The sequence below is a fragment of the Bacillus sp. FSL K6-4563 genome (assembly GCF_038630405.1).
GTDB lineage: Bacteria > Bacillota > Bacilli > Bacillales > Bacillaceae > Bacillus > Bacillus pumilus.
On the sequence record NZ_CP152030.1, the window covers coordinates 1,753,099 to 1,772,803 of the forward strand.

Here is a 19,705-nt window from a genome sequence, read left to right on the forward strand (position 1 = left end):
TAAGAGGGGGAACGGCACATGAGTATGAAAATTGGAGAGAAGGCCTTTAAAGAACGAATCGGAGAAGGATTAGAAGATACGGTCATGAGAGGGGCTGTTTCCTCAGCGCAGGAACGCCTGTATGAAAGGCGGCTATCTGCGAGCGAAGAGCTTGGCAACTGGGAAAAGTGGCGAGAGCTTGGCGAGGAAATCCGCCAGCATACGCTGACGCATCTTGATGACTACTTATACCAATTAAGTGAAAGTGTTAGTGCACGCGGGGGACATGTCTTTTTTGCAAAAACAAAGAAAGAGGCATCGGCGTATATTCAACATGTGGCACAGAAAAAGGCGGCCCAAAAGATCGTTAAATCAAAATCAATGGTCACAGAAGAAATTGAAATGAATCAAGCCCTTGAAGAGATCGGCTGTGAGGTGGTGGAAAGCGATCTTGGCGAGTATATTCTGCAAGTAGATGATCATGAACCTCCTTCACATATTGTGGCACCTGCTCTTCATATGACGAAAGAACAAATACGAGAAGTCTTTCACGAAAAGCTCGGATATGAGATGTCAGAGACACCTGAAGATATGACGAGTTTTGTGAGAGCCATCTTACGTGAAAAGTTCCTCGAAGCAGATATTGGTGTCACCGGCTGTAATTTTGCTGTCGCCAATACAGGTTCCATTTGCCTTGTGACAAATGAAGGGAATGCTGATCTTGTTACGGCTATACCGAAGACACATATCGCCGTTATGGGCATGGAACGGATTGTTCCAACGATGGAGGAACTAGATGTCCTCGTTGGTCTTTTGTGCAGAAGTGCAGTCGGTCAGAAATTAACGAGTTATATTTCTGTCGTCGGACCAAAAGGAGAAGAAGAAGTGGATGGACCAGAAGAATTTCACTTGGTCATTGTGGACAATGGGCGGTCCAATATATTAGGTACGGCCTTTCAGCCTGTTCTCCAATGTATCCGGTGCGCAGCCTGCATCAATGTATGCCCCGTTTACCGGCATGTGGGCGGACATTCATACGGATCGATTTACCCGGGGCCAATTGGTGCTGTTTTATCGCCGCTTCTTGGCGGCTATGATGACTACGAAGAGCTTCCCTTTGCATCTAGTCTTTGCGCGGCTTGCACAGATGCTTGTCCAGTAAAGATCCCGCTTCACGAGTTATTAATAAAACATCGACAAGTCATCGTGGAAAAAGAGGGGAGAGCGCCTAAAGCTGAAATGATGGCGATGAAAATGTTCGGTATGGGCGCATCGACTCCCGGGATGTATCAATTCGGAACAAAAGCAGCTCCTGTATTGATGAATCGTATGGCTTCAAACGGACAGATTTCAAAAGGAATAGGTCCTTTAAAGAATTGGACAGATATTCGTGACCTACCAGCTCCAAGTAAAGAAAGATTCAGGGATTGGTTTAAAAAGAGACAGAAGGGGGAGCAGTGATGAAGGGAACTATTTCTCACCGAGAGTCGTTTTTAGCTCATATCCGTAAGCAATTAGGGAAGGATTCCTCCTCGTCTGCATCTATTCAGCGCCCGACTTGGAAGCATCAAGTTCAGTGGGAAACAAACGGACTTTTGTCTAAAGAAGAGCTAGTCGAGCAATTGAAGGTGCAATGTCAACGAATTCATACAAGAGTGGTCGAAACAACACCAAAGGAAGCGGCCTCTGTATTACGATCATTGATGACAGAGTATGGAGAGGGTTCTGTGATGACATCGGGCGATCATCGTTTTGAACAATATGGTTTTTATCCGATGTTTGACAGCTTGCAGCACGAAGGATTCGCAGTCACCAGCTGGAATGCTGAGGCTTCAAGGGAAGAAAATATCAGGCTGGCAGAGCAAGCGGCGTATTCGGTTGTATTCAGTGATTACACCTTAGCAGAATCAGGGACAGTCGTCCTTTCATCCCATCAGAGCCAAGGAAGAGCGCTCCATTTTTTACCGATGATGTATATCGTGTGTATCGAAAAAAGCACGGTGGTTCCGCGGATGATTCAAGCTGTTTCGGCTCTTAATCGCTTGGTAGAAGAGGGGGAGCAGGCGAAAGGTGCGATTCATTTCATATCAGGTCCGAGTAACTCTGCGGATATTGAGATGAATTTAGTGGTAGGGGTTCATGGTCCAGTTCGGGCGGTTTATCTATTGATAGATGATGAATAGGGCTTTCGAGATGAAAGCCTTTTTTCATGCAAAAAAGCTTACATAAGTTTTAAAATCATCTTGCCTCTAGCGGATTGGACATAGTAAGATGACGACATACAAGATGAACTTCTCATCTACTGCTGATGTAAAGGAAGCTGCTTATGGACATGAAGTCAACTGCTCAAAAGAAATCAATTGCACTACCGCTTGTGATTTCAATTATTGCCATTTCGTTTTCTGCTATTATTGTGAAATGGTCAAATGCACCTGCTGCTATTTTAAGTATGTATCGTATGATTTTTGCCGCGATCTTTATGCTGCCGTTTATCCTGCCACGAAAAAAAGAATTTCTCTCGATTCAGCGAAGAGACTGGTTTTTCTTATGTATGTCAGGCTTCTTTTTAGGATTCCATTTTGTGTTGTGGTTTGGCTCACTGAAGCTGACGACTGTGGCAAGCTCTACTATTATCATCGCCCTTCAGCCGATGGTCTCCTTATTAGGCGGCTTTCTCATTTTCCGTGAACGAACCACGCTGCCTGCACTTTTGACGATGTGTGCCGCGATTGTTGGTGCACTTATGATTGGGTGGGGAGACATAGGTCATAGCCACGAAGCCATCCTAGGAGACATTTTATCCTTTTTAAGTGTGATCGCAGTTGTTTGTTATTTATTAATAGGTCAACAGGCTGTCAGAAAGATATCTCATTGGATTTATAGTTTTTGTGTGTTTGGTTTTGCCGGTCTTTTTTTAATTTTATTCAATTTGATTCAGCAAACGCCTTTTACAGGCTATCCGGGTAAAGAGTGGGGAATCTTTTTATTGCTTGCGATCATTCCCACCATGTCTCATGTCATTAATAATTGGCTTTTAACCTATGTCAATGCCACAACCATTTCAATGAGTATCCTTGGCGAACCTGTTGGAGCCACGATTCTTGCTGTATGGCTGCTTGGAGAGAAAGTCACGCTGCTCCAAATGTGTGGCGGTTTTCTTGTCCTTTTAGGCGTCTTTTTCTTTTTGATGCAGCAGCGGCAAGGGATTGTGATGAAACAAAAAAAATCCGGTTAAATTCCGGATTTTTACTCTTTTAAATCGTTTTTTTCAATCACTTTGTTCAATCTTTCCTCAACCTTCTTCAATTCCATTCGTTTTCTTCTGATCATTCGAAAAGCGATGACAATGATCGTCACGATAGCAGCAATGAATAGAAGAGAGAACACTTAAAATAGAAGATCACCAATATTAAATGCGATATTCTCCCCATTAGACATACGTAAAACCTCCCTTTCTATCTATATATTACCATAATCGATAAAAGATTGAGATTTATCCATCATTTATCTATAATAGGTAAAATATCACTTATTAAAGGAGAACCAATATGAGAACTTTAGTCCTTTTACGAGGTCTCCCAGGCGTAGGGAAATCAACTTGGATCAAAGCCCAAGGCTTAGAGCCTTACACATTATCAGCGGATCAGATTCGTCTTTTGACCCAGCCTCCGCAGTTATCTGTCAATGGGAAACCAGAAATTTCAAGCAAGCATGACCACAAAGTCTGGTCTTTATTATTTGAATTGCTTACAGCACGTATGGAACGCGGAGACTTTACTGTGATTGATGCCACGCATATTTCAAGCAAATCGATATCTCAATATAAATCGCTGGCCACATCGTATCGTTACAGGGTGTATGTCGTCGATTTCACGCAGGTGCCGCTTGAAACAGCTCTCCTGCAAAATCGCTCACGGGAAGCTCACAAAGTTGTGCGGGAGTCTGTTTTATATCAAATGAACGAGCGGTTAAAAACAGAAAAGGTCCCATCATGGGTGACTGTCTTGCAGCCTGAGGAATATCCGCAAGTGATGACCTATCAGCCTCGATCCTTCGACCAATATGAGGCCATTCATGTTTTTGGAGATATTCACGGCTGTCATACCGCTCTGACCACCTATTTGCAAGAAGATATTAAAGAAAATGAACTTTATATCTTTGCAGGTGATTTGCTTGATAGAGGCATAGAAAACAAGGAAGTATTAGAATGGATGCTCGCACATAGAGAATGCCGGAATGTCATCGTGATTGAGGGAAATCATGATCAGTATTTATACCGGTTTGCACATGGTGAAAAAGTAAGAAGTAATATGTTTAACCGGCATACTGCACCTGAGATTGAAGCAGCAGACTTTGATTTAAAAGAAGTACGGAAGTTTGTCAGAACATTTCATCAGCTTACTTATTTTACGTACCATGGCAAGACATTTCTTGTTACCCACGGGGGGCTTGCTCATTTGCCAGAAGAGCTATTGCATGTCTCAACACAGCAGCTCATCCACGGTGTAGGTGAATATTCAGATGACATTGATCATTTGTTTGTTCAAAATACTGCTGGATTAGATGTCATTCAAATTCACGGGCATCGCAATTTATACAGGCTGCCTATTCAAGCAGCGGAAAGGTCTTATAATCTAGAAGGCCAGGTTGAATTCGGGGGACAGCTGAGGGTGTTGAAAATCACAGCTGACGGGATTGAGACTCATGAAATTGACAACCCAATCTATAGAGCTTCTGAGAAAAAACCATCAGCCACTATTCAACCAGATATCTCACTAGATGACTTTTTAGCTCACTTAGATCAGCATGAGTATGTACAGGAATTAAAGCTTCCGCACCATATTTCATCTTTTAATTTTACGAAAAAAGCGTTTAGTGAACGGCAGTGGGATGATGTGAATGTGAAGGCAAGAGGTTTGTTTGTCAATATGGTGTCAAAGCAGATTGTTTCAAGAAGCTACAACAAATTTTTTAACATTGATGAGCGTCCGGAGACAAAAATGCATCATCTAGTAAACCACCTTCAATTTCCTGTCACCGTCTATGATAAAGCAAATGGATATTTAGGGACGGTTGGGTATAACGAAATGGAAGATGAATTGGTGTTTACGTCCAAATCGTATGCATCTCATGTGAAACAAAATCAGCATGCTTCCTGGGTCGAGGAGTTATTCTATCAGACCTTCGGAGACGTGCAGGTCGACTACATCAAATCATACGTACGTGACCACAATGCATCTCTTGTGTTTGAAGTCATTTTGCCAGAGAAAGACCCACATATTATCACATATGATCATGATCAACTCATTTTGCTTGATATAGTGAAGCGTCAGCTAAGCTATGAAAAGGCACCATTTACTGAAGTGAAAAGAGTAAGCGAACAGCTTGGAATATCCAGCAAGCAGGAAGTGGCTGTGTTCCATGATTGGACGTCTTTTTATAAATGGTATCAGGCCGTTTCTCATGACGACTCGATCAAAGAAGAGGGATATGTCATTGAGGATGATCGCGGCTTGATGACCAAGCTCAAACTTCCTTATTATCAATTCTGGAAACAGATGCGCGCGATCAAACAACGCGTTGCAGAGAAGCGTTCCACGCAAAAATATATGCAGGCATTGCAAACAGCAGAGCAAGCTAGATTTTATACGTGGCTTCTTGAGCAAGATGCCCATGTTGTGAGAAATAGCTCCATTATCGAGCTGCGCTCACATTTTGAGCAAAGCGATGCAGCCCAATTGAATAATGATGGAATAAATGCATAGTCTAAAAAGGAGTCTTTTCTAAGGAAAAGGCTTTTTTTGATGCAATTGAAAGGTGGACCCTGACATGCCTGACCATATTGAAGTCATTTTACGGACGATGTTTGCTTTTGCGATTTTATTTGGCGGAGCACGTCTTCTTGGAAAGCAAACCATAGCGCAAATGAATATTTTTGATTTTATAGCAGCCATTAGCTTAGGTTCAATTGCGGCGAGTCTCGCGTTTAATACAACGCTTCCGTTTCATCACACGACGATTTCCTTTGTCACGCTTGTCATGATCATTTATGTGATTTCGCTCATTGCTTTAAGGAGCCGGAAATTGAGAGGATTTATGGCCGGTAAACCAACCCTTGTCATACAAAATGGCAAAATTCTTGAAGAGAATATGAAGGGAATGAGATATACCCTTGATTATTTAAATCAGCAGCTGAGAGAAAAAGACATTTTTGATATTAGCGAAGTTGAATTTGCTATGATTGAAACAGATGGGCATATGTCAGTGAAAAAATATCCTTCGTTTGAAAATGTCACTCGAAAGGATCTTCAATTGTATATGAAGGCAGAGGGCTACATGCCTATTGAAGTGATCATGGACGGAAAGCTCATTTTGAAAAACATTCAAGAAAATCAATTAACAGTGGAGTGGATAGATGAAGAGCTTAAGAAAAGGCAGCTCTCCTTAAAGGACATTGTATACGCAGTCCGTTCAAGTAATGGCAGCTTATATATTGATACATATGACGACCACATTCACTCTCCGATTGACCAAGAATGAAGGTATAGTGCGGAGGTCACCCGCATGACACATATCCGTCAATGTTTATAAGTCGTTTGGATGCTGTCTGACTAGGCATCATTTCTCAATTATTATTATTTTCAGAAAATGTGATGACGGAAAAAAATAAATGTGTTTAAGTGTATATAGAACAAATTAAAATATTAATATAATATACCGTTTGCGGAATGAACGTTCATTCCTGTGGCGAGGAGGGGATGAAGTGCCAGCAGTGACTGATAAACAAGAACAGATCATGAAGGCTTCACTAGACTTATTTATTGAACGGGGCTTTGATGGGACCACGATGCCAATGATTTCAAAAAGAGCAAACGTCGGAGCGGGAACCATTTACCGTTATTTCGACAGTAAAGAGGCACTCGTCAATATTTTGTACCAGCGCAGCCTTTCTGCATTTATCGAAAAAATGAACACAAACATTCCAGATCCAAAGGCGAGTATTCGGGCGTACTTTAAGCATGTATTTTATTGCTTGGTTTTATTTACAAAGGAGAATCCAAGCGGGCTATATTTCTTAGAAATTGATAAACGATCCCATTACTTAGACGAGACGAGCAAAGAGAAAATGCAGCATTTGTTACATGAGCTATTCCTTATCTTTGAAGAAGGGAAAAAGGATGGGATTCATCCAAATCTTTCAGGTAGAACCATTCTATCGATTGTATTTGGTGCCTTTGTACAGCTGCATAAACAAATTCTTGCAGAAGAAATAGAGCCAACGATTGAATTTCTAGAGGACATTGAGCAAAGTTTATGGCGCGCTATCAGCGTCGCATCTTAATGAATGAAAAGGAGTGGGCACATGCAACAAACATCAATCATTCCAAAACCAAAAACATACGGACCTTTTAAAAATATTCCCCATATCAAAAAGGGGGAGCTTTCTCAAACCTTTTGGCGGCTGGCAGATGAATTAGGACCGATCTTTCAGTTTGAATTTTCAAAAGCAACAAGTATTTTTGTTTCTAATCATGAACTTTTCCAAGAAATATGTGATGAGAGCCGTTTTGATAAATACATTGGGACTAGTCTCAATAAAGTAAGAGCATTTGCAGGGGATGGGTTATTTACGAGCTGGACAGAAGAACCGACCTGGAGAAAGGCTCACCACATCTTGATGCCGGCGTTTAGTCAGCAGGCCATGAAGGGCTATCATGAAATGATGCTCGATATTGCCACACAGCTTGTACAAAAATGGCAAAGAACAGGCCGTGATGAAGAAATTGAAGTAGCAGAGGATATGACAAAGCTTACTTTAGATACGATCGGACTTTGTGGTTTTGATTTCAGGTTTAACAGTTTTTATAAAGAAAATCAGCATCCATTCATCGAAAGTATGGTGAATGGTTTAAGCGAAGCGATGGATCAGGCGAGCCGGTTGCCGGTTGCAGATAAGCTAATGATCAAAAGAAGAAAAAAATTTGAAGAAAATGTCGATTTTATGAAGCAATTAGTAGATGACATTATTCAAGAACGGAAAAAACAAGATAAAACGGGCGATGATTTACTGTCCCTCATGCTGCATGCAAAGGACCCTGAAACAGGAGAGCGCCTGTCAGATGAAAATATTCGCTATCAAATCATTACCTTCTTAATAGCTGGGCACGAAACAACAAGCGGGCTACTATCCTTTGCGATTTATTTCTTATTAAAGAATCCTGAAAAATTAAAGAAAGCTGTCCAAGAAGCAGATGATGTGCTGCAAGGCGGACTGCCAACATTTAAGCAGGTACAAAAACTAAATTACACACGTATGGTTTTAAATGAATCTCTTCGCCTCTGGCCAACAGCGCCTACGTTCTCTTTTTATGCGAAAGAGGACACCGTCATCGGAGGGAAATATTCGATTAAAAAGAACCAAAGTGTCTCCGTGCTGCTACCTAAGTTACATCGTGATCAAGCGGTATGGGGAGAGGATGCGGAAGAATTTAAACCAGAGCGGTTTCTACACCCTGAAAAGATCCCGCAGCATGCCTACAAGCCTTTTGGGAATGGACAGCGTGCATGTATCGGCATGCAATTCGCCCTTCATGAAGCCACAATGGTACTGGCAATGGTCCTGCACAACCTGGAATTGATTGATCACACATCATATGAACTTGATTTAAAAGAATCTCTGACGATTAAGCCAAACGATTTTAAAATCAAAGTGCGGCCAAGAAAGCAGCAACTCTTTATGGCACCACCGAAAGAAGAGGCGAAAAAAAGCACAAAATCTGATGAGTCAAAAGTGGAGAGTCATGGTACACCATTGCTTGTTTTATATGGATCAAATCTTGGCACAGCGCAGCAAATCGCAAACGAATTGGCTGAAGAAGGAAAAGCAAAAGGGTTTGATGTGACCACTGCTCCGCTTGATGACTATACACGTCAATTACCAGATAAGGGTGCAGTCTTCATCGTGACCGCTTCATATAATGGACATCCGCCTGACCATGCGAAAAAATTTGTGGATTGGGTCACGCAGGATAAAGAGCAGGATTTAACAAACGTGACGTTTGCTGTGTTTGGATGCGGAGATCGAAATTGGGCGAGTACGTACCAGCGTATTCCTCGTCTCATTGATGAAGCACTTGAAAGAAAAGGTGCGAAGCGTGCAGCTGATTTAGGAGAAGGTGATGCAGGCGGAGATATGGATGAGGATAAAGAAGCATTTCAGAAAACGGTCTTCAAGCAGCTCGCAAAAGAATTTAAGCTCACCTTCCAAGAAAAAGGTAAAGAAAACCCAAAGCTATCAGTTGCTTATACCAATGAGCTAGTAGAACGTCCTGTGGCGAAAACATATGGTGCTTTTTCAGCTGTTGTACTGAAAAATGAAGAATTACAATCTGAAAAAAGTGAGCGGCAAACAAGACATATAGAGCTGCAATTGCCTGAAGAGAAAAAGTACAAAGAAGGGGATCATATCGGAATTGTTCCGAAAAATAGTGATGCACTCGTGCAGCGGGTGATCAATCGCTTCAATCTAGATCCTAAGCAGCACATCAAGCTTTCTTCTGAGAAAGAAGCAAATCATTTACCTTTAGATCAGCCGATTCAAATGAGAGAATTACTTGCGTCGCATGTTGAGCTTCAAGAGCCTGCAACACGTACGCAGCTAAGAGAGCTCGCCGCATATACAGTTTGTCCGCCTCACCGCATGGAGCTTGAGCAAATGGCTGGTGAAGCGTATCAAGAAGCTATTTTAAAGAAACGAGTCACCATGCTTGACTTACTAGTTCAATATGAAGCATGTGAGCTGTCATTTGTGCACTTTTTAGCACTTTTACCAGGTTTGAAGCCGCGCTATTATTCTATTTCTAGCTCACCAAAGGTCGATGAAAAAAGAGTCAGTATCACAGTGGCGGTTGTGAAAGGGAAAGCGTGGAGCGGCCGCGGTGAATATGCCGGAGTCGCATCAAACTATTTATGTGGTCTGCAGGAAGGTGAAGAAGTCGCCTGCTTCCTTCACGAAGCGCAGGCAGGATTCCAGCTGCCGCCTTCATCTGAAGTACCGATGATCATGATCGGACCGGGTACAGGAATCGCTCCATTTAGAGGGTTTGTTCAGGCAAGAGAAGTATGGCAGAAGGAAGGCAAGCCACTAGGCGAAGCTCACCTATATTTTGGCTGCCGTCACCCTCATGAAGATGATCTGTATTTTGAAGAAATGCAGCTTGCAGCGCAAAAAGGAGTTGTCCACATCCACCGGGCTTATTCTCGTCACAAAGAGCAAAAAGTATATGTCCAGCATTTGTTGAAAGAAAACGGCGACATGCTGATCAAGTTACTTGACCAAGGTGCGTATCTTTACGTGTGCGGGGACGGAAAAGTCATGGCACCAGATGTAGAGGCTACACTGATCGACCTCTATCAACACGAGAAACAATGCTCGAAGGAAGCAGCTGAAAATTGGCTGACAACCCTTGCGAATAATAATAGATATGTAAAAGATGTATGGAGCTGACAAGAGGGAAGACCGCCAATTAGGCGGTTTCAGCGTGTAGACAAACCCTCGCATTCGGTGTCAGTCCTGTGCGCTGGTGCTCACGAATGTCAAATTCGCTCCGCGCCAGTGCTCGTCCTTCTAGGGCTGCAAAGGTTTTCTATCACGCTGAAAAGAAGACAAAGGGCTAAAATAAAGATCATTTTATCCCTTTGTCAACAATCTGAGACCGCCAATTAGGCGGTTTTTTCTGTTTCATCAAGAGAGGTGAGATCGATAGAATGAAAGTTTGAAAGATACAAAACACCTAATTTGAAAATGAAATATTTTGTAAAAAATAAGAATATTCTCTCATTTACTCCAATATGGAACAATCGTATCATTTTTGATATAGGACATAAAGGAGGAATATGATGAAAAAGGTGAAAATGTTACTCCCTTCTCTACTCGTTTTTGGTGCTTTAAGTGTGCCTAGTTTTGCCCATGCCGCATCGGATTCAGTACTAACATCTGATTATGACATGGTGACTTCTGATGGAAAGGTGATCTCTTCAAGTGATTTCCACAATGATTCGAAATCCCCCTCATCCTTTGATAAAGTGGATGATCTATCTTCAACTGTTGGTGAAAAAGTAAAACCACTATCAAAATATGTAAAAGACTTTCAAACTAAAGTCGTCATTGGAGACGATGGTAGAACAAAAGTAGCAAATACAAGAGTAGCACCATATAATTCAATTGCTTATATTACATTTGGCGGCTCAAGCTGTACGGGGACACTCATTGCCCCTAACAAAATTTTGACAAACGGACACTGCGTGTACAATACAGCATCAAGAAGTTATAGTGCAAAAGGATCGGTGTATCCAGGGATGAATGATAGCACTGCGGTAAATGGGTCAGCGAATATGACAGAGTTCTATGTACCAAGCGGATATATCAATACAGGTGCGAGCCAATATGATTTTGCCGTGATCAAAACAGATACGAACATTGGCAATACAGTCGGTTACCGTTCCATCCGTCAGGTGACAAACTTAACTGGAACAACGATTAAAATTTCTGGATATCCAGGTGATAAAATGAGATCGACTGGCAAGGTGTCGCAGTGGGAGATGTCAGGTCCTGTGACAAGAGAAGATACGAATCTCGCATACTATACGATTGATACATTTAGCGGAAATTCAGGCTCAGCGATGCTAGATCAAAATCAGCAAATCGTTGGGGTTCATAACGCAGGGTATTCAAACGGAACGATTAATGGCGGTCCAAAAGCGACAGCTGCCTTTGTTGAATTTATCAACTATGCTAAAGCGCAATAAAAGCTAGAACATAAAGCTTGTTTCCTTCATAGGGGACAAGCTTTTTTATGTGGATACAAGTGTCTATCTGTCTATGCTTGAAAGATTCATTGAGTTCTAGCCTCTTCATTTTTTTCACATGTCATTCGTGAACAACTCATACATTAAAATGACACATTTCCTTTATGTCAAGATTCTACTTGAGAAAAATGAGGAGGTCACGCATTTTTGAAAATGAGAAGAGGCTGGATTACTGCTGTCGCCTTATGCTTTGTGATATGGATGGGCACGCTATTAGGTGGATTTGGGGAGGAACATGCGGCAAAAGGTGCCGATCGATATGATCATGTCATTCAATTTCCAAAGGAACGGTACCCTGAAACAGGCAGTCATATTCAAGAAGCCATTCGAAAAGGGCATTCAGATGTGTGTACGATAGACCGAAATGGAGCAGATGCCCGCAGGCAAGAATCATTAAAAGGCATTCCGACAAAACCTGGCTTTGACCGGGATGAATGGCCGATGGCGGTTTGTCTTGAGGGAGGAAAAGGCGCAAGTGTTCAATATGTCAGTCCATCTGATAATAGGGGAGCAGGCTCATGGGTCGGGCACCAAATCAGCGGATTTCCTGATGGGAAAAGAATATTATTCATTGTGAAATAAATCTGAGGAAAAGGCACCCCTCAATCGGGTGCCTTTTTTTTATATGATCAGAGCGTATCCGAGCTGGCAGGGAAAAAAGATTCAGTGGTACAATCAATCTATAAGGTACAAAGACTGACAAGAAGAAAATGTGAAGGGACATTTGCTTATGGATAAGAACCGTGCATTATACGATTTTTTTATGCAGCATGCAGAGAAGTTGACTGAAACATGGTATGAATCAATTGAGGACGATGATCCAGAATCCATATACCGTTCAACAGATTCCAGCATCATATCAGAGCTAAAACGGCAAAATCAAGATTATTACCAGCATTTTATACGTGCTCTTATTGAAGACAAGACGTATTTACATACTGAGTTTAAAAAGTGGTCTGAAGACTTAGCCAGTGACCCAAAGCATTTAAACACACCATTAGATTATGTTGTGAGAGAATACATGTCCAATCAAAGAGTGGTCCTTCATTACTTAAAAGAATTTATTAAACAGCGTCAAGATGAAATTGATATTGACCGCATCTTTTATTGGTATGATTTAATTTCAGAGGCGTTTAATATTTCCATTCATATGTTCATCCAGCAATATGTGAAAAATACAACGAGGAAGCTCGTGGCACAAAGAGACATGATTTACGAGCTGAGCTCACCTGTCATTGTCTTAAAAAGTTATATTGCGTTATTGCCGTTAGTAGGTGATATTGATACAGCGAGAGCAAAGGTTATTTTAGAAAATACGCTGAAACAGTGCTCACAGAAAGGTGTACAGCATTTATGTATTGATTTATCGGGCGTTGTCATTATTGATACAATGGTGGCTCATCAAATCTTTGATCTTGTCACATCACTTCGGTTAATTGGAGTAGAGACAACTATTTCAGGAATCAGACCAGAAATTGCCCAAACCGCTGTGCAGCTCGGGCTTCCATTTAATGAATTTCGCACGGCATCATCACTTGCTCACGCCTTAGACCGCATGACTGAATTTACTTCAATATAAAAACCAGGCCGATTGAATGGCCTGGTTTTTATTTAGATAACAGCGTCAATTTTAGTGACTTTCCAATCTTTTTGTCCTTTTTCGAACGTAACCGTTCTTTGTACTTTGCGTCCATCAAGTGTTGGGACAGTGAATTCATATGTGCGGACTGTTTGTTTTTTAGAGACAAGTTTAGGTGTCGCTTTATCCCAATTAAGCATATTGTCTCCGTCGCCGACTGGAACAGCCATTTTGCCTTTATGAACAATGAACTGGTAGTCTTTTAAACCTTGATTGATGGCTTCTTTTGTGAAAACTTGAGATAGGTAGCTGTTTAGTTTTTTCTTTGTATCAAATGTTTTAGAAAGATAGTTGTAAGTCATGTCTTTATAGCTAAATGATTTTAATTTGTAATCAGAATGTTCATTAATTTTGTAGCCTGACATCGCACTCCAAAAGTGTTCCCGTGCATCAAGGGCAATATGTAACGCTTCTTTATTTGTCAAAGTGGCTGGTTTTTTAGAAGCGGCCAATGTTGTAGATTGTAATGAGATCATAAGCATAATAGCAGTTAATAAAACGAATAATTTTTTCAAGGCGATTGCCTCCTTTTCTCAATGAAAACTTCTTATGTTACAAATGTTACAATAATTACAGTGATATTACAAGTATTAAATTGAAATGTTTTTTATTTCTTTTCTTTCTATATATATAACGTTTGAGGGTGGCAAAAAGTTTTCATTTTTTTATTTTTTCTTTATATCTACTATTTAACCGTTCTAAAGAAGAACAAAACGTTTTTTGGAAAAGTTTCTGTTTGGACGTTCAACACGCTTTTTCATTTATGACATATACTATCGTGATGAATGTCTAAGAAAGTGGTGTTGAATATGTATTATCCGTATGAAGGTATGTGGAATGGGTACTCATATGATAGGCAGATGCAAGGTTGGCCGTCGCTCCCTTCTCAAGGTGGAGGATTTCCAGGGTTTCCAATCGGAGGAGGAGGCACTGGGCCCGGATCTAGTGGATCAGCCCCGCCAGCCCCACCACAGCATATTATTTCGCAATATCAGCAAGCATTATCACAGCCTCAAAGCATGCAGTCACTTATTTCAGGGCAAACAGGTGGAGGTCAGCAATCGGTTCAATTTGCCGCGGGATGTAATAGAAGGTGGACGATTGTGTTTATGAGAAACGGTCAAGTATTTTTAATGTATGTCCTATCCTCACAGCCTTTCGGGAGAACAACTGGCTTTATTTGGCCGAACTTTACCTTTGGTTCCTTCCCAAGCTCGAGTATTCTTGCCTATTCTTGTTCATAAAAAAAAAGCCGGTTCTCATCATTAACTGATGAAATACCGGCTTTTTTTAGTGAATATTTCTAAATACGCCAATCACTTTACCTAGTATACTTACATTCTGTAAAATAATCGGTTCCATAGATGGATTTTCTGGCTGTAATCTAAAGTGTGTATCTTCTTTATAGAAACGTTTCACTGTCGCTTCATCTTCCTCTGTCATGGCGACGACAATATCTCCATTGTTAGCAGTGCTTTGCTGACGCACAATGACATAGTCCTTGTCCAAAATTCCTGCGTCAATCATACTTTCTCCCATAATTTCAAGCATAAATACTTGTTCATCTGGTGCTGCAAAAGTCTCTGGAAGAGGGAAGTACTCTTCTACATTCTCAACAGCCGTAATAGGCAGGCCTGCTGTTACTTTTCCGATGACTGGTACGTTCATTACAGCACTCTTTGGAATATTCATTTCCTCTTCATCTAGTACTTCGATCGCTCTAGGTTTTGTCGGGTCTCTTCTAATTAAGCCCTTCGTTTCTAGTCTAGCTAAATGTCCATGAACCGTTGAACTGGATGCTAGACCGACAGCTTCTCCAATTTCACGAACGGATGGGGGATAGCCCTTGCTTTTTACTTCTTCTTTGATGAATGTCAGGATATCGAGTTGTCTTTTTGATAGCTTCGTCATCTTTTGCACCTCAAAACGTCAATTTTAAAGAAATTATAGCATGTTTTTCCTAACAGTACAAACATAGGTTCGAAAAAAACGTTTGACAGAAACGTTTGTTCGTATTTATAATAAGTGTCAGAAAGAACGAACACACATTCTATTAGGAGAGATGACATTATGAGGTTAAAAGAATCTATTATTTTTATTGGGGTATTCTCATTCATCGTTGGCATATTTCTCTCACTTATTGCAGTCACAAGCCATAATGATCCAAATCAGTATGTTAAAATAGAAGTTCAATCAGGGGATACTCTTTGGGGGTTAGCTGATCAAGTAAACGACAGCAAATCAATCGATAAAAATGCGTTTATTGACTGGGTCACTCAGCACAACGATCTTGCTTCAACAGAAATCCAGCCTGGTGACATCCTTGTCATACCAGTCAAAAAAGAGCATCCAGTCGTATATCAACTTGCAACAGTACAGTAGAAAGGTCGATTGAAGACATGAATGCAATCATCTATGCGAGAGTAAGCACTGTCAAAGAAGAGCAGGAAACCTCACTGAAGAGACAAGAAGAAGAATTGCTAGCTTTAGCTGCTATGCACAAGATGAATGTGGTTAAAGTCATTAAAGAAAAAGCAAGCGGGTATGATCTAGATCGCGATGGTGTGTTTGATATGCTAGCTACACTAAAAGAAGAGTCAATTGATGCTGTTCTTATCCAGGATGAAACACGTCTCGGAAGAGGACAAGCAAAAATTGCGCTTCTTCATTGTCTTTTTAAAGAGAATGTAAAGGTGTACAGTACGTTTCATAGAGGCGAACTTGAGCTTTCAGAAGCAGATGAAATGGTGATTGAGATCGTAGGAGTCGTTGAAGAGTATCAACGAAAAATTCATAACCTGAAAATCAAGCGAGGAATGAGAAGAGCCGTTGAACGAGGGTATCAGCCCGAACTGAATTTAAAACAGCAGGATCATGCGCCTGGCCGTGAGCGTATTGAAGTGCCGATTTCAGAAATTGTTCGATTAAGAAAAAATAACATGACCTTCGCAGAAATCGCAGTAACTCTTCAGGCACTAGGTTTCGACATTTCAAAAGCAACGGTCCATAGAAGGTATCAAGAATATGAAAAAGGTCTGACCACCTAAAGCTTGATTTGTTGTCAAAATGATTGATATTTAGTAGTATGTAGAGAAAATGCTTTAAAGGAGTTAGTCATGATTTCTAAAAATCAGCTTGCAAGAATCAATGAGCTTTCAAAAAAGTCAAAAGAGACCGGTTTGTCAGACGCTGAAAAAACAGAACAAAAGCAATTAAGAGAAGAGTATTTAAAAGCTTTTCGTTCTTCTATGAAAAATACACTTAAAACCGTGAAAATCGTTGACCCTGAAGGAAACGATGTCACACCAGAAAAATTAAAAAGAGAAAGAGATCAAAACCTTCATTAAGTTTTCGGTTTCTTGAATTTTGAAAAGATGGGAAGGATATTCTCATCTTTTTTCATATTTGCATAACTTTTTAGGTGATCGATAAACTAAATGTGACAAAATCACTCTTTTTCAGCGTGAAATAGTTGTGAAAAAAGGACAGTAGATTTATGATAATGGTGTACACAAGATACGGAAGGGGATTTATATGGAAACGATTGAATTGAAATCTATTGCAACAATACGTACTCTCTCCATAGACGCAATTGAAAAAGCGAATTCCGGCCACCCTGGAATGCCGATGGGTGCTGCGCCAATGGCATACGCTTTATGGACGAATCACTTAAACGTAAGTCCGCAAAACCCAAATTGGTTTAACAGAGACCGTTTTGTATTATCTGCGGGACATGGTTCTATGCTTCTATATAGCATGCTTCATTTAAGCGGATACAACTTGAGCATCGATGATCTAAAACAATTCCGCCAATGGGGTAGCAAAACACCTGGACATCCTGAATTTGGACATACAGAGGGCGTCGATGCTACAACAGGTCCTTTAGGACAGGGGATTGCCATGGCAGTTGGTATGGCACTTGCAGAAAGACATCTTGCGGAAACGTATAACAAAGACAACTTTAATGTTGTAGATCACTATACATACAGCATTTGCGGAGATGGAGACTTAATGGAGGGAATTTCCTCTGAAGCTGCTTCCCTTGCTGGTCATTTAGGCTTAGGCCGTTTAATTGTCCTTTATGATTCAAATGATATTTCTTTAGATGGCGACCTAGATCGTTCATTCTCTGAAAATGTGAAGAATCGTTTTGAAGCGATGAACTGGGAAGTTCTTTATGTGAAAGACGGCAACAACATTGAAGAAGTGACGGCTGCTATCAAAAAGGCAAAACAAAGCACAGACAGACCTACACTGATTGAAGTGAAAACAACAATCGGTTTCGGATCGCCAAACCGTGCAGGAACTTCTGGTGTGCATGGTGCACCACTTGGCAGCGACGAAGCCAAGCTGACGAAGGAAGCTTACTCTTGGACGTTTGAAGAAGACTTCCATGTACCTTCTGAAGTGTACGATCATTTCAAAGAAGCTGTAAAAGACGCTGGTCAGAAAAAAGAAGCAGCTTGGAATGAATTATTTGCGCAATATGAAAAAGAATACCCTGAGCTTGCAGCTCAATTGCAGCTTGCGATTGAAGGAAAGCTTCCGGAGAATTGGGATCAAGAGGTTCCTGTTTATGAAGCAGGTTCAAGTCTTGCCTCCCGCGCTTCTTCAGGCGAAGTATTAAATGGCATTGCGAAGCAAGTACCTTTCTTCATTGGCGGGTCTGCTGACCTTGCAGGTTCAAACAAAACAACGATTAAAAACACAGACGATTTTGGTAAAGATCATTATGCTGGTAAGAACATTTGGTTCGGCGTCAGAGAATTTGCAATGGGTGCCGCGTTAAACGGTATGGCGCTTCACGGCGGCCTTCGTGTATTCGGCGGAACGTTCTTTGTTTTCTCAGATTACTTAAGACCAGCGATTCGTCTTGCTGCCTTAATGGGACTTCCAGTCACTTATGTCTTTACTCATGACAGTATCGCTGTTGGTGAAGATGGTCCGACGCATGAGCCGGTTGAACAGCTTGCTTCATTACGTGCGATGCCGAACCTTTCTGTCATTCGCCCTGCGGATGGAAACGAAACAGCTGCAGCGTGGAAACTTGCTGTATCTTCAACGGATAAACCGACAGCACTAGTTCTGACTCGTCAAAACCTTCCAACGATTGACCAAGCACCTGAGAAGGCATATGAGGGAGTAGAAAAGGGTGGATACGTCGTCGTTGAAGCTGCTGATGCGCAGCCAGAAGCACTTCTACTCGCATCTGGATCTGAAGTCGGTTTAGCGATTGAAGCGCAAAAAGCACTTGAGAAAGAAGGAATCCGCGCGTCTGTTGTCAGTCTTCCTGCATGGGATCGTTTCGATCAGCAGTCAGACGAATACAAAGAATCAGTCCTTCCTACAGCAGTGCGGGCTCGTATTGCGATTGAAATGGGGGCTTCACTTGGCTGGGAGCGTTACACTGGTCTTGATGGTGACGTAATTGCCATTGATAAATTTGGCGCTTCTGCACCTGGTGAAACCATTATTGAGAAATACGGCTTTACGGTCAGCAATGTCGTCAGCCGTGTGAAAGCGAAGCTGAACAAATAACGAAGTCTCCAAGCATCATGCTTTTTTTCATCTGTTTGCAGAGCATTTTCATCCGCTCTGCAAACTTTTTTCTTTTTTCTTGTTTTTTTGACAAAACTAGTTTCTTCTTGCTTCATATATAGACAATTCTTTCTTTCACATTTTTGTATAATACAAGCAATATACGAGATTGACGAAATGTGAAAGGAAGGGATAGACATGGAACGCCATTATTATATTTATTGGATTGAGGATGAATTTGCGCATCATTATTTTGGCAGAGAATCAATTTTGTTTCATTTGTTTGAGTCGTTACACTGGACGAACCGCACGGAAGATGAATTGGTGATGCTTGTGAAACAAGTGGATTACGTGACGAAACGAATCCCTGCTTTTCATATGCATCAGCGATTAATGAACAACTTAACGAACGTTCACTATACACAAATTGGCTCGATATACAGCGCTTCCTTACCTGATGGAAAAGGAACGGCTGCATTTATCATAAAAGATCGTTATATCCAAATGTCTGCCACCGGTAGTTATGAAGCAGAAGCAGTGTTTTTTGAAGTGCTGAGAAAAATTAGTCCTTGCTTCCTTGCGATGGACTTCGGTTCAAAGAAGCACGGGTGGCTCAATCCGGTAAAAGTGAGGAATTTTGTTTAAAAAAATAAAATTGAACGTGAAATGTTGTATAATAGC

18 protein-coding genes are annotated in these 19,705 nt (G+C 41.2%); 16 read left to right on the top strand and 2 right to left on the bottom strand.

What is annotated here, in order from left to right:
• Nucleotides 1–18 precede the first annotated feature (18 nt).
• The 10 genes from MHH54_RS08700 (at nucleotide 19) to MHH54_RS08745 (ending at nucleotide 13,426) form a co-directional block, all read left to right on the top strand.
• The gene (locus MHH54_RS08700; RefSeq protein WP_268493767.1) at nucleotides 19–1,440 is read left to right on the top strand and encodes a LutB/LldF family L-lactate oxidation iron-sulfur protein; all 1,422 of its coding nucleotides are present in this window, start codon (nucleotides 19–21) and stop codon (nucleotides 1,438–1,440) included.
• Nucleotides 1,440–2,162: a lactate utilization protein C gene (locus MHH54_RS08705; RefSeq protein WP_268493770.1), complete on the top strand. Its 723-nt coding sequence runs from the start codon at nucleotides 1,440–1,442 to the stop codon at nucleotides 2,160–2,162. The genes MHH54_RS08700 and MHH54_RS08705 overlap by 1 nt, the downstream gene beginning before the upstream one ends.
• A 143-nt stretch (nucleotides 2,163–2,305) precedes the next feature.
• The gene (locus MHH54_RS08710; protein ID WP_268493772.1) at nucleotides 2,306–3,214 is read left to right on the top strand and encodes a DMT family transporter; all 909 of its coding nucleotides are present in this window, start codon (nucleotides 2,306–2,308) and stop codon (nucleotides 3,212–3,214) included.
• Between the two features lie 313 nt (nucleotides 3,215–3,527).
• The gene (locus tag MHH54_RS08715) at nucleotides 3,528–5,744 is read left to right on the top strand and encodes an RNA ligase (protein WP_342500871.1); all 2,217 of its coding nucleotides are present in this window, start codon (nucleotides 3,528–3,530) and stop codon (nucleotides 5,742–5,744) included.
• A gap of 64 nt (nucleotides 5,745–5,808) precedes the next feature.
• Nucleotides 5,809–6,519: a DUF421 domain-containing protein gene (locus MHH54_RS08720; RefSeq protein ID WP_003210832.1), complete on the top strand. Its 711-nt coding sequence runs from the start codon at nucleotides 5,809–5,811 to the stop codon at nucleotides 6,517–6,519.
• A gap of 223 nt (nucleotides 6,520–6,742) precedes the next feature.
• Nucleotides 6,743–7,321 carry a TetR/AcrR family transcriptional regulator gene (locus tag MHH54_RS08725; protein WP_106032495.1) on the top strand — a complete coding sequence of 193 codons (579 nt, stop codon included), beginning with the start codon at nucleotides 6,743–6,745 and terminating at the stop codon, nucleotides 7,319–7,321.
• A 21-nt stretch (nucleotides 7,322–7,342) separates the two neighbouring features.
• The gene (locus tag MHH54_RS08730) at nucleotides 7,343–10,486 is read left to right on the top strand and encodes a bifunctional cytochrome P450/NADPH--P450 reductase (protein WP_342500872.1); all 3,144 of its coding nucleotides are present in this window, start codon (nucleotides 7,343–7,345) and stop codon (nucleotides 10,484–10,486) included.
• 392 nt (nucleotides 10,487–10,878) lie between these two features.
• Entirely contained in the window at nucleotides 10,879–11,787 is a 909-nt protein-coding gene (locus tag MHH54_RS08735) for a trypsin-like serine protease (RefSeq protein ID WP_106032497.1), read from the top strand.
• Nucleotides 11,788–12,048: 261 nt separating this feature from the next.
• Nucleotides 12,049–12,429, top strand: coding sequence for a NucA/NucB deoxyribonuclease domain-containing protein (locus MHH54_RS08740; protein WP_223251255.1), 381 nt, complete (start codon nucleotides 12,049–12,051; stop codon nucleotides 12,427–12,429).
• Nucleotides 12,430–12,577: 148 nt separating this feature from the next.
• Nucleotides 12,578–13,426 carry an STAS domain-containing protein gene (locus MHH54_RS08745; protein ID WP_342500873.1) on the top strand — a complete coding sequence of 283 codons (849 nt, stop codon included), beginning with the start codon at nucleotides 12,578–12,580 and terminating at the stop codon, nucleotides 13,424–13,426.
• Nucleotides 13,427–13,458: 32 nt separating this feature from the next.
• On the opposite strand, the gene MHH54_RS08750 is transcribed toward MHH54_RS08745, so the two are convergent.
• Nucleotides 13,459–14,001, bottom strand: a complete 543-nt coding sequence (locus tag MHH54_RS08750; RefSeq protein ID WP_003211360.1) for an IseA DL-endopeptidase inhibitor family protein — start codon at nucleotides 13,999–14,001, stop codon at nucleotides 13,459–13,461.
• Between the two features lie 294 nt (nucleotides 14,002–14,295).
• Here MHH54_RS08750 and MHH54_RS08755 point away from each other — a divergent pair, with 294 nt between their 5' ends.
• The gene (locus tag MHH54_RS08755; protein WP_044141410.1) at nucleotides 14,296–14,730 is read left to right on the top strand and encodes a hypothetical protein; all 435 of its coding nucleotides are present in this window, start codon (nucleotides 14,296–14,298) and stop codon (nucleotides 14,728–14,730) included.
• A 46-nt stretch (nucleotides 14,731–14,776) separates the two neighbouring features.
• Here MHH54_RS08755 and lexA read toward each other — a convergent pair whose 3' ends face one another.
• Nucleotides 14,777–15,397, bottom strand: coding sequence for a transcriptional repressor LexA (gene lexA, locus MHH54_RS08760; RefSeq protein WP_003212311.1), 621 nt, complete (start codon nucleotides 15,395–15,397; stop codon nucleotides 14,777–14,779).
• 159 nt (nucleotides 15,398–15,556) lie between these two features.
• Between lexA and yneA the strand changes: the two genes are divergently transcribed.
• The 5 genes from yneA (at nucleotide 15,557) to sirA (ending at nucleotide 19,669) form a co-directional block, all read left to right on the top strand.
• On the top strand, nucleotides 15,557–15,868 hold the full coding sequence (gene yneA / locus MHH54_RS08765; RefSeq protein WP_003211955.1) for a cell division suppressor protein YneA: 312 nt from the start codon (nucleotides 15,557–15,559) through the stop codon (nucleotides 15,866–15,868).
• 17 nt (nucleotides 15,869–15,885) lie between these two features.
• Nucleotides 15,886–16,533, top strand: a complete 648-nt coding sequence (locus MHH54_RS08770; RefSeq protein WP_268493779.1) for a recombinase family protein — start codon at nucleotides 15,886–15,888, stop codon at nucleotides 16,531–16,533.
• A 69-nt stretch (nucleotides 16,534–16,602) separates the two neighbouring features.
• Nucleotides 16,603–16,833: a DUF896 domain-containing protein gene (locus tag MHH54_RS08775; RefSeq protein ID WP_003211509.1), complete on the top strand. Its 231-nt coding sequence runs from the start codon at nucleotides 16,603–16,605 to the stop codon at nucleotides 16,831–16,833.
• 187 nt (nucleotides 16,834–17,020) lie between these two features.
• A complete protein-coding gene (gene tkt / locus MHH54_RS08780) occupies nucleotides 17,021–19,024 on the top strand; it encodes a transketolase (protein ID WP_003211423.1) in 2,004 nt (667 codons plus the stop codon).
• Nucleotides 19,025–19,222: 198 nt separating this feature from the next.
• Nucleotides 19,223–19,669 (top strand): sporulation inhibitor of replication protein SirA, encoded by a 447-nt coding sequence (gene sirA / locus MHH54_RS08785; RefSeq protein WP_003212113.1) that lies wholly within the window; start codon nucleotides 19,223–19,225, stop codon nucleotides 19,667–19,669.
• Nucleotides 19,670–19,705 lie beyond the last annotated feature (36 nt).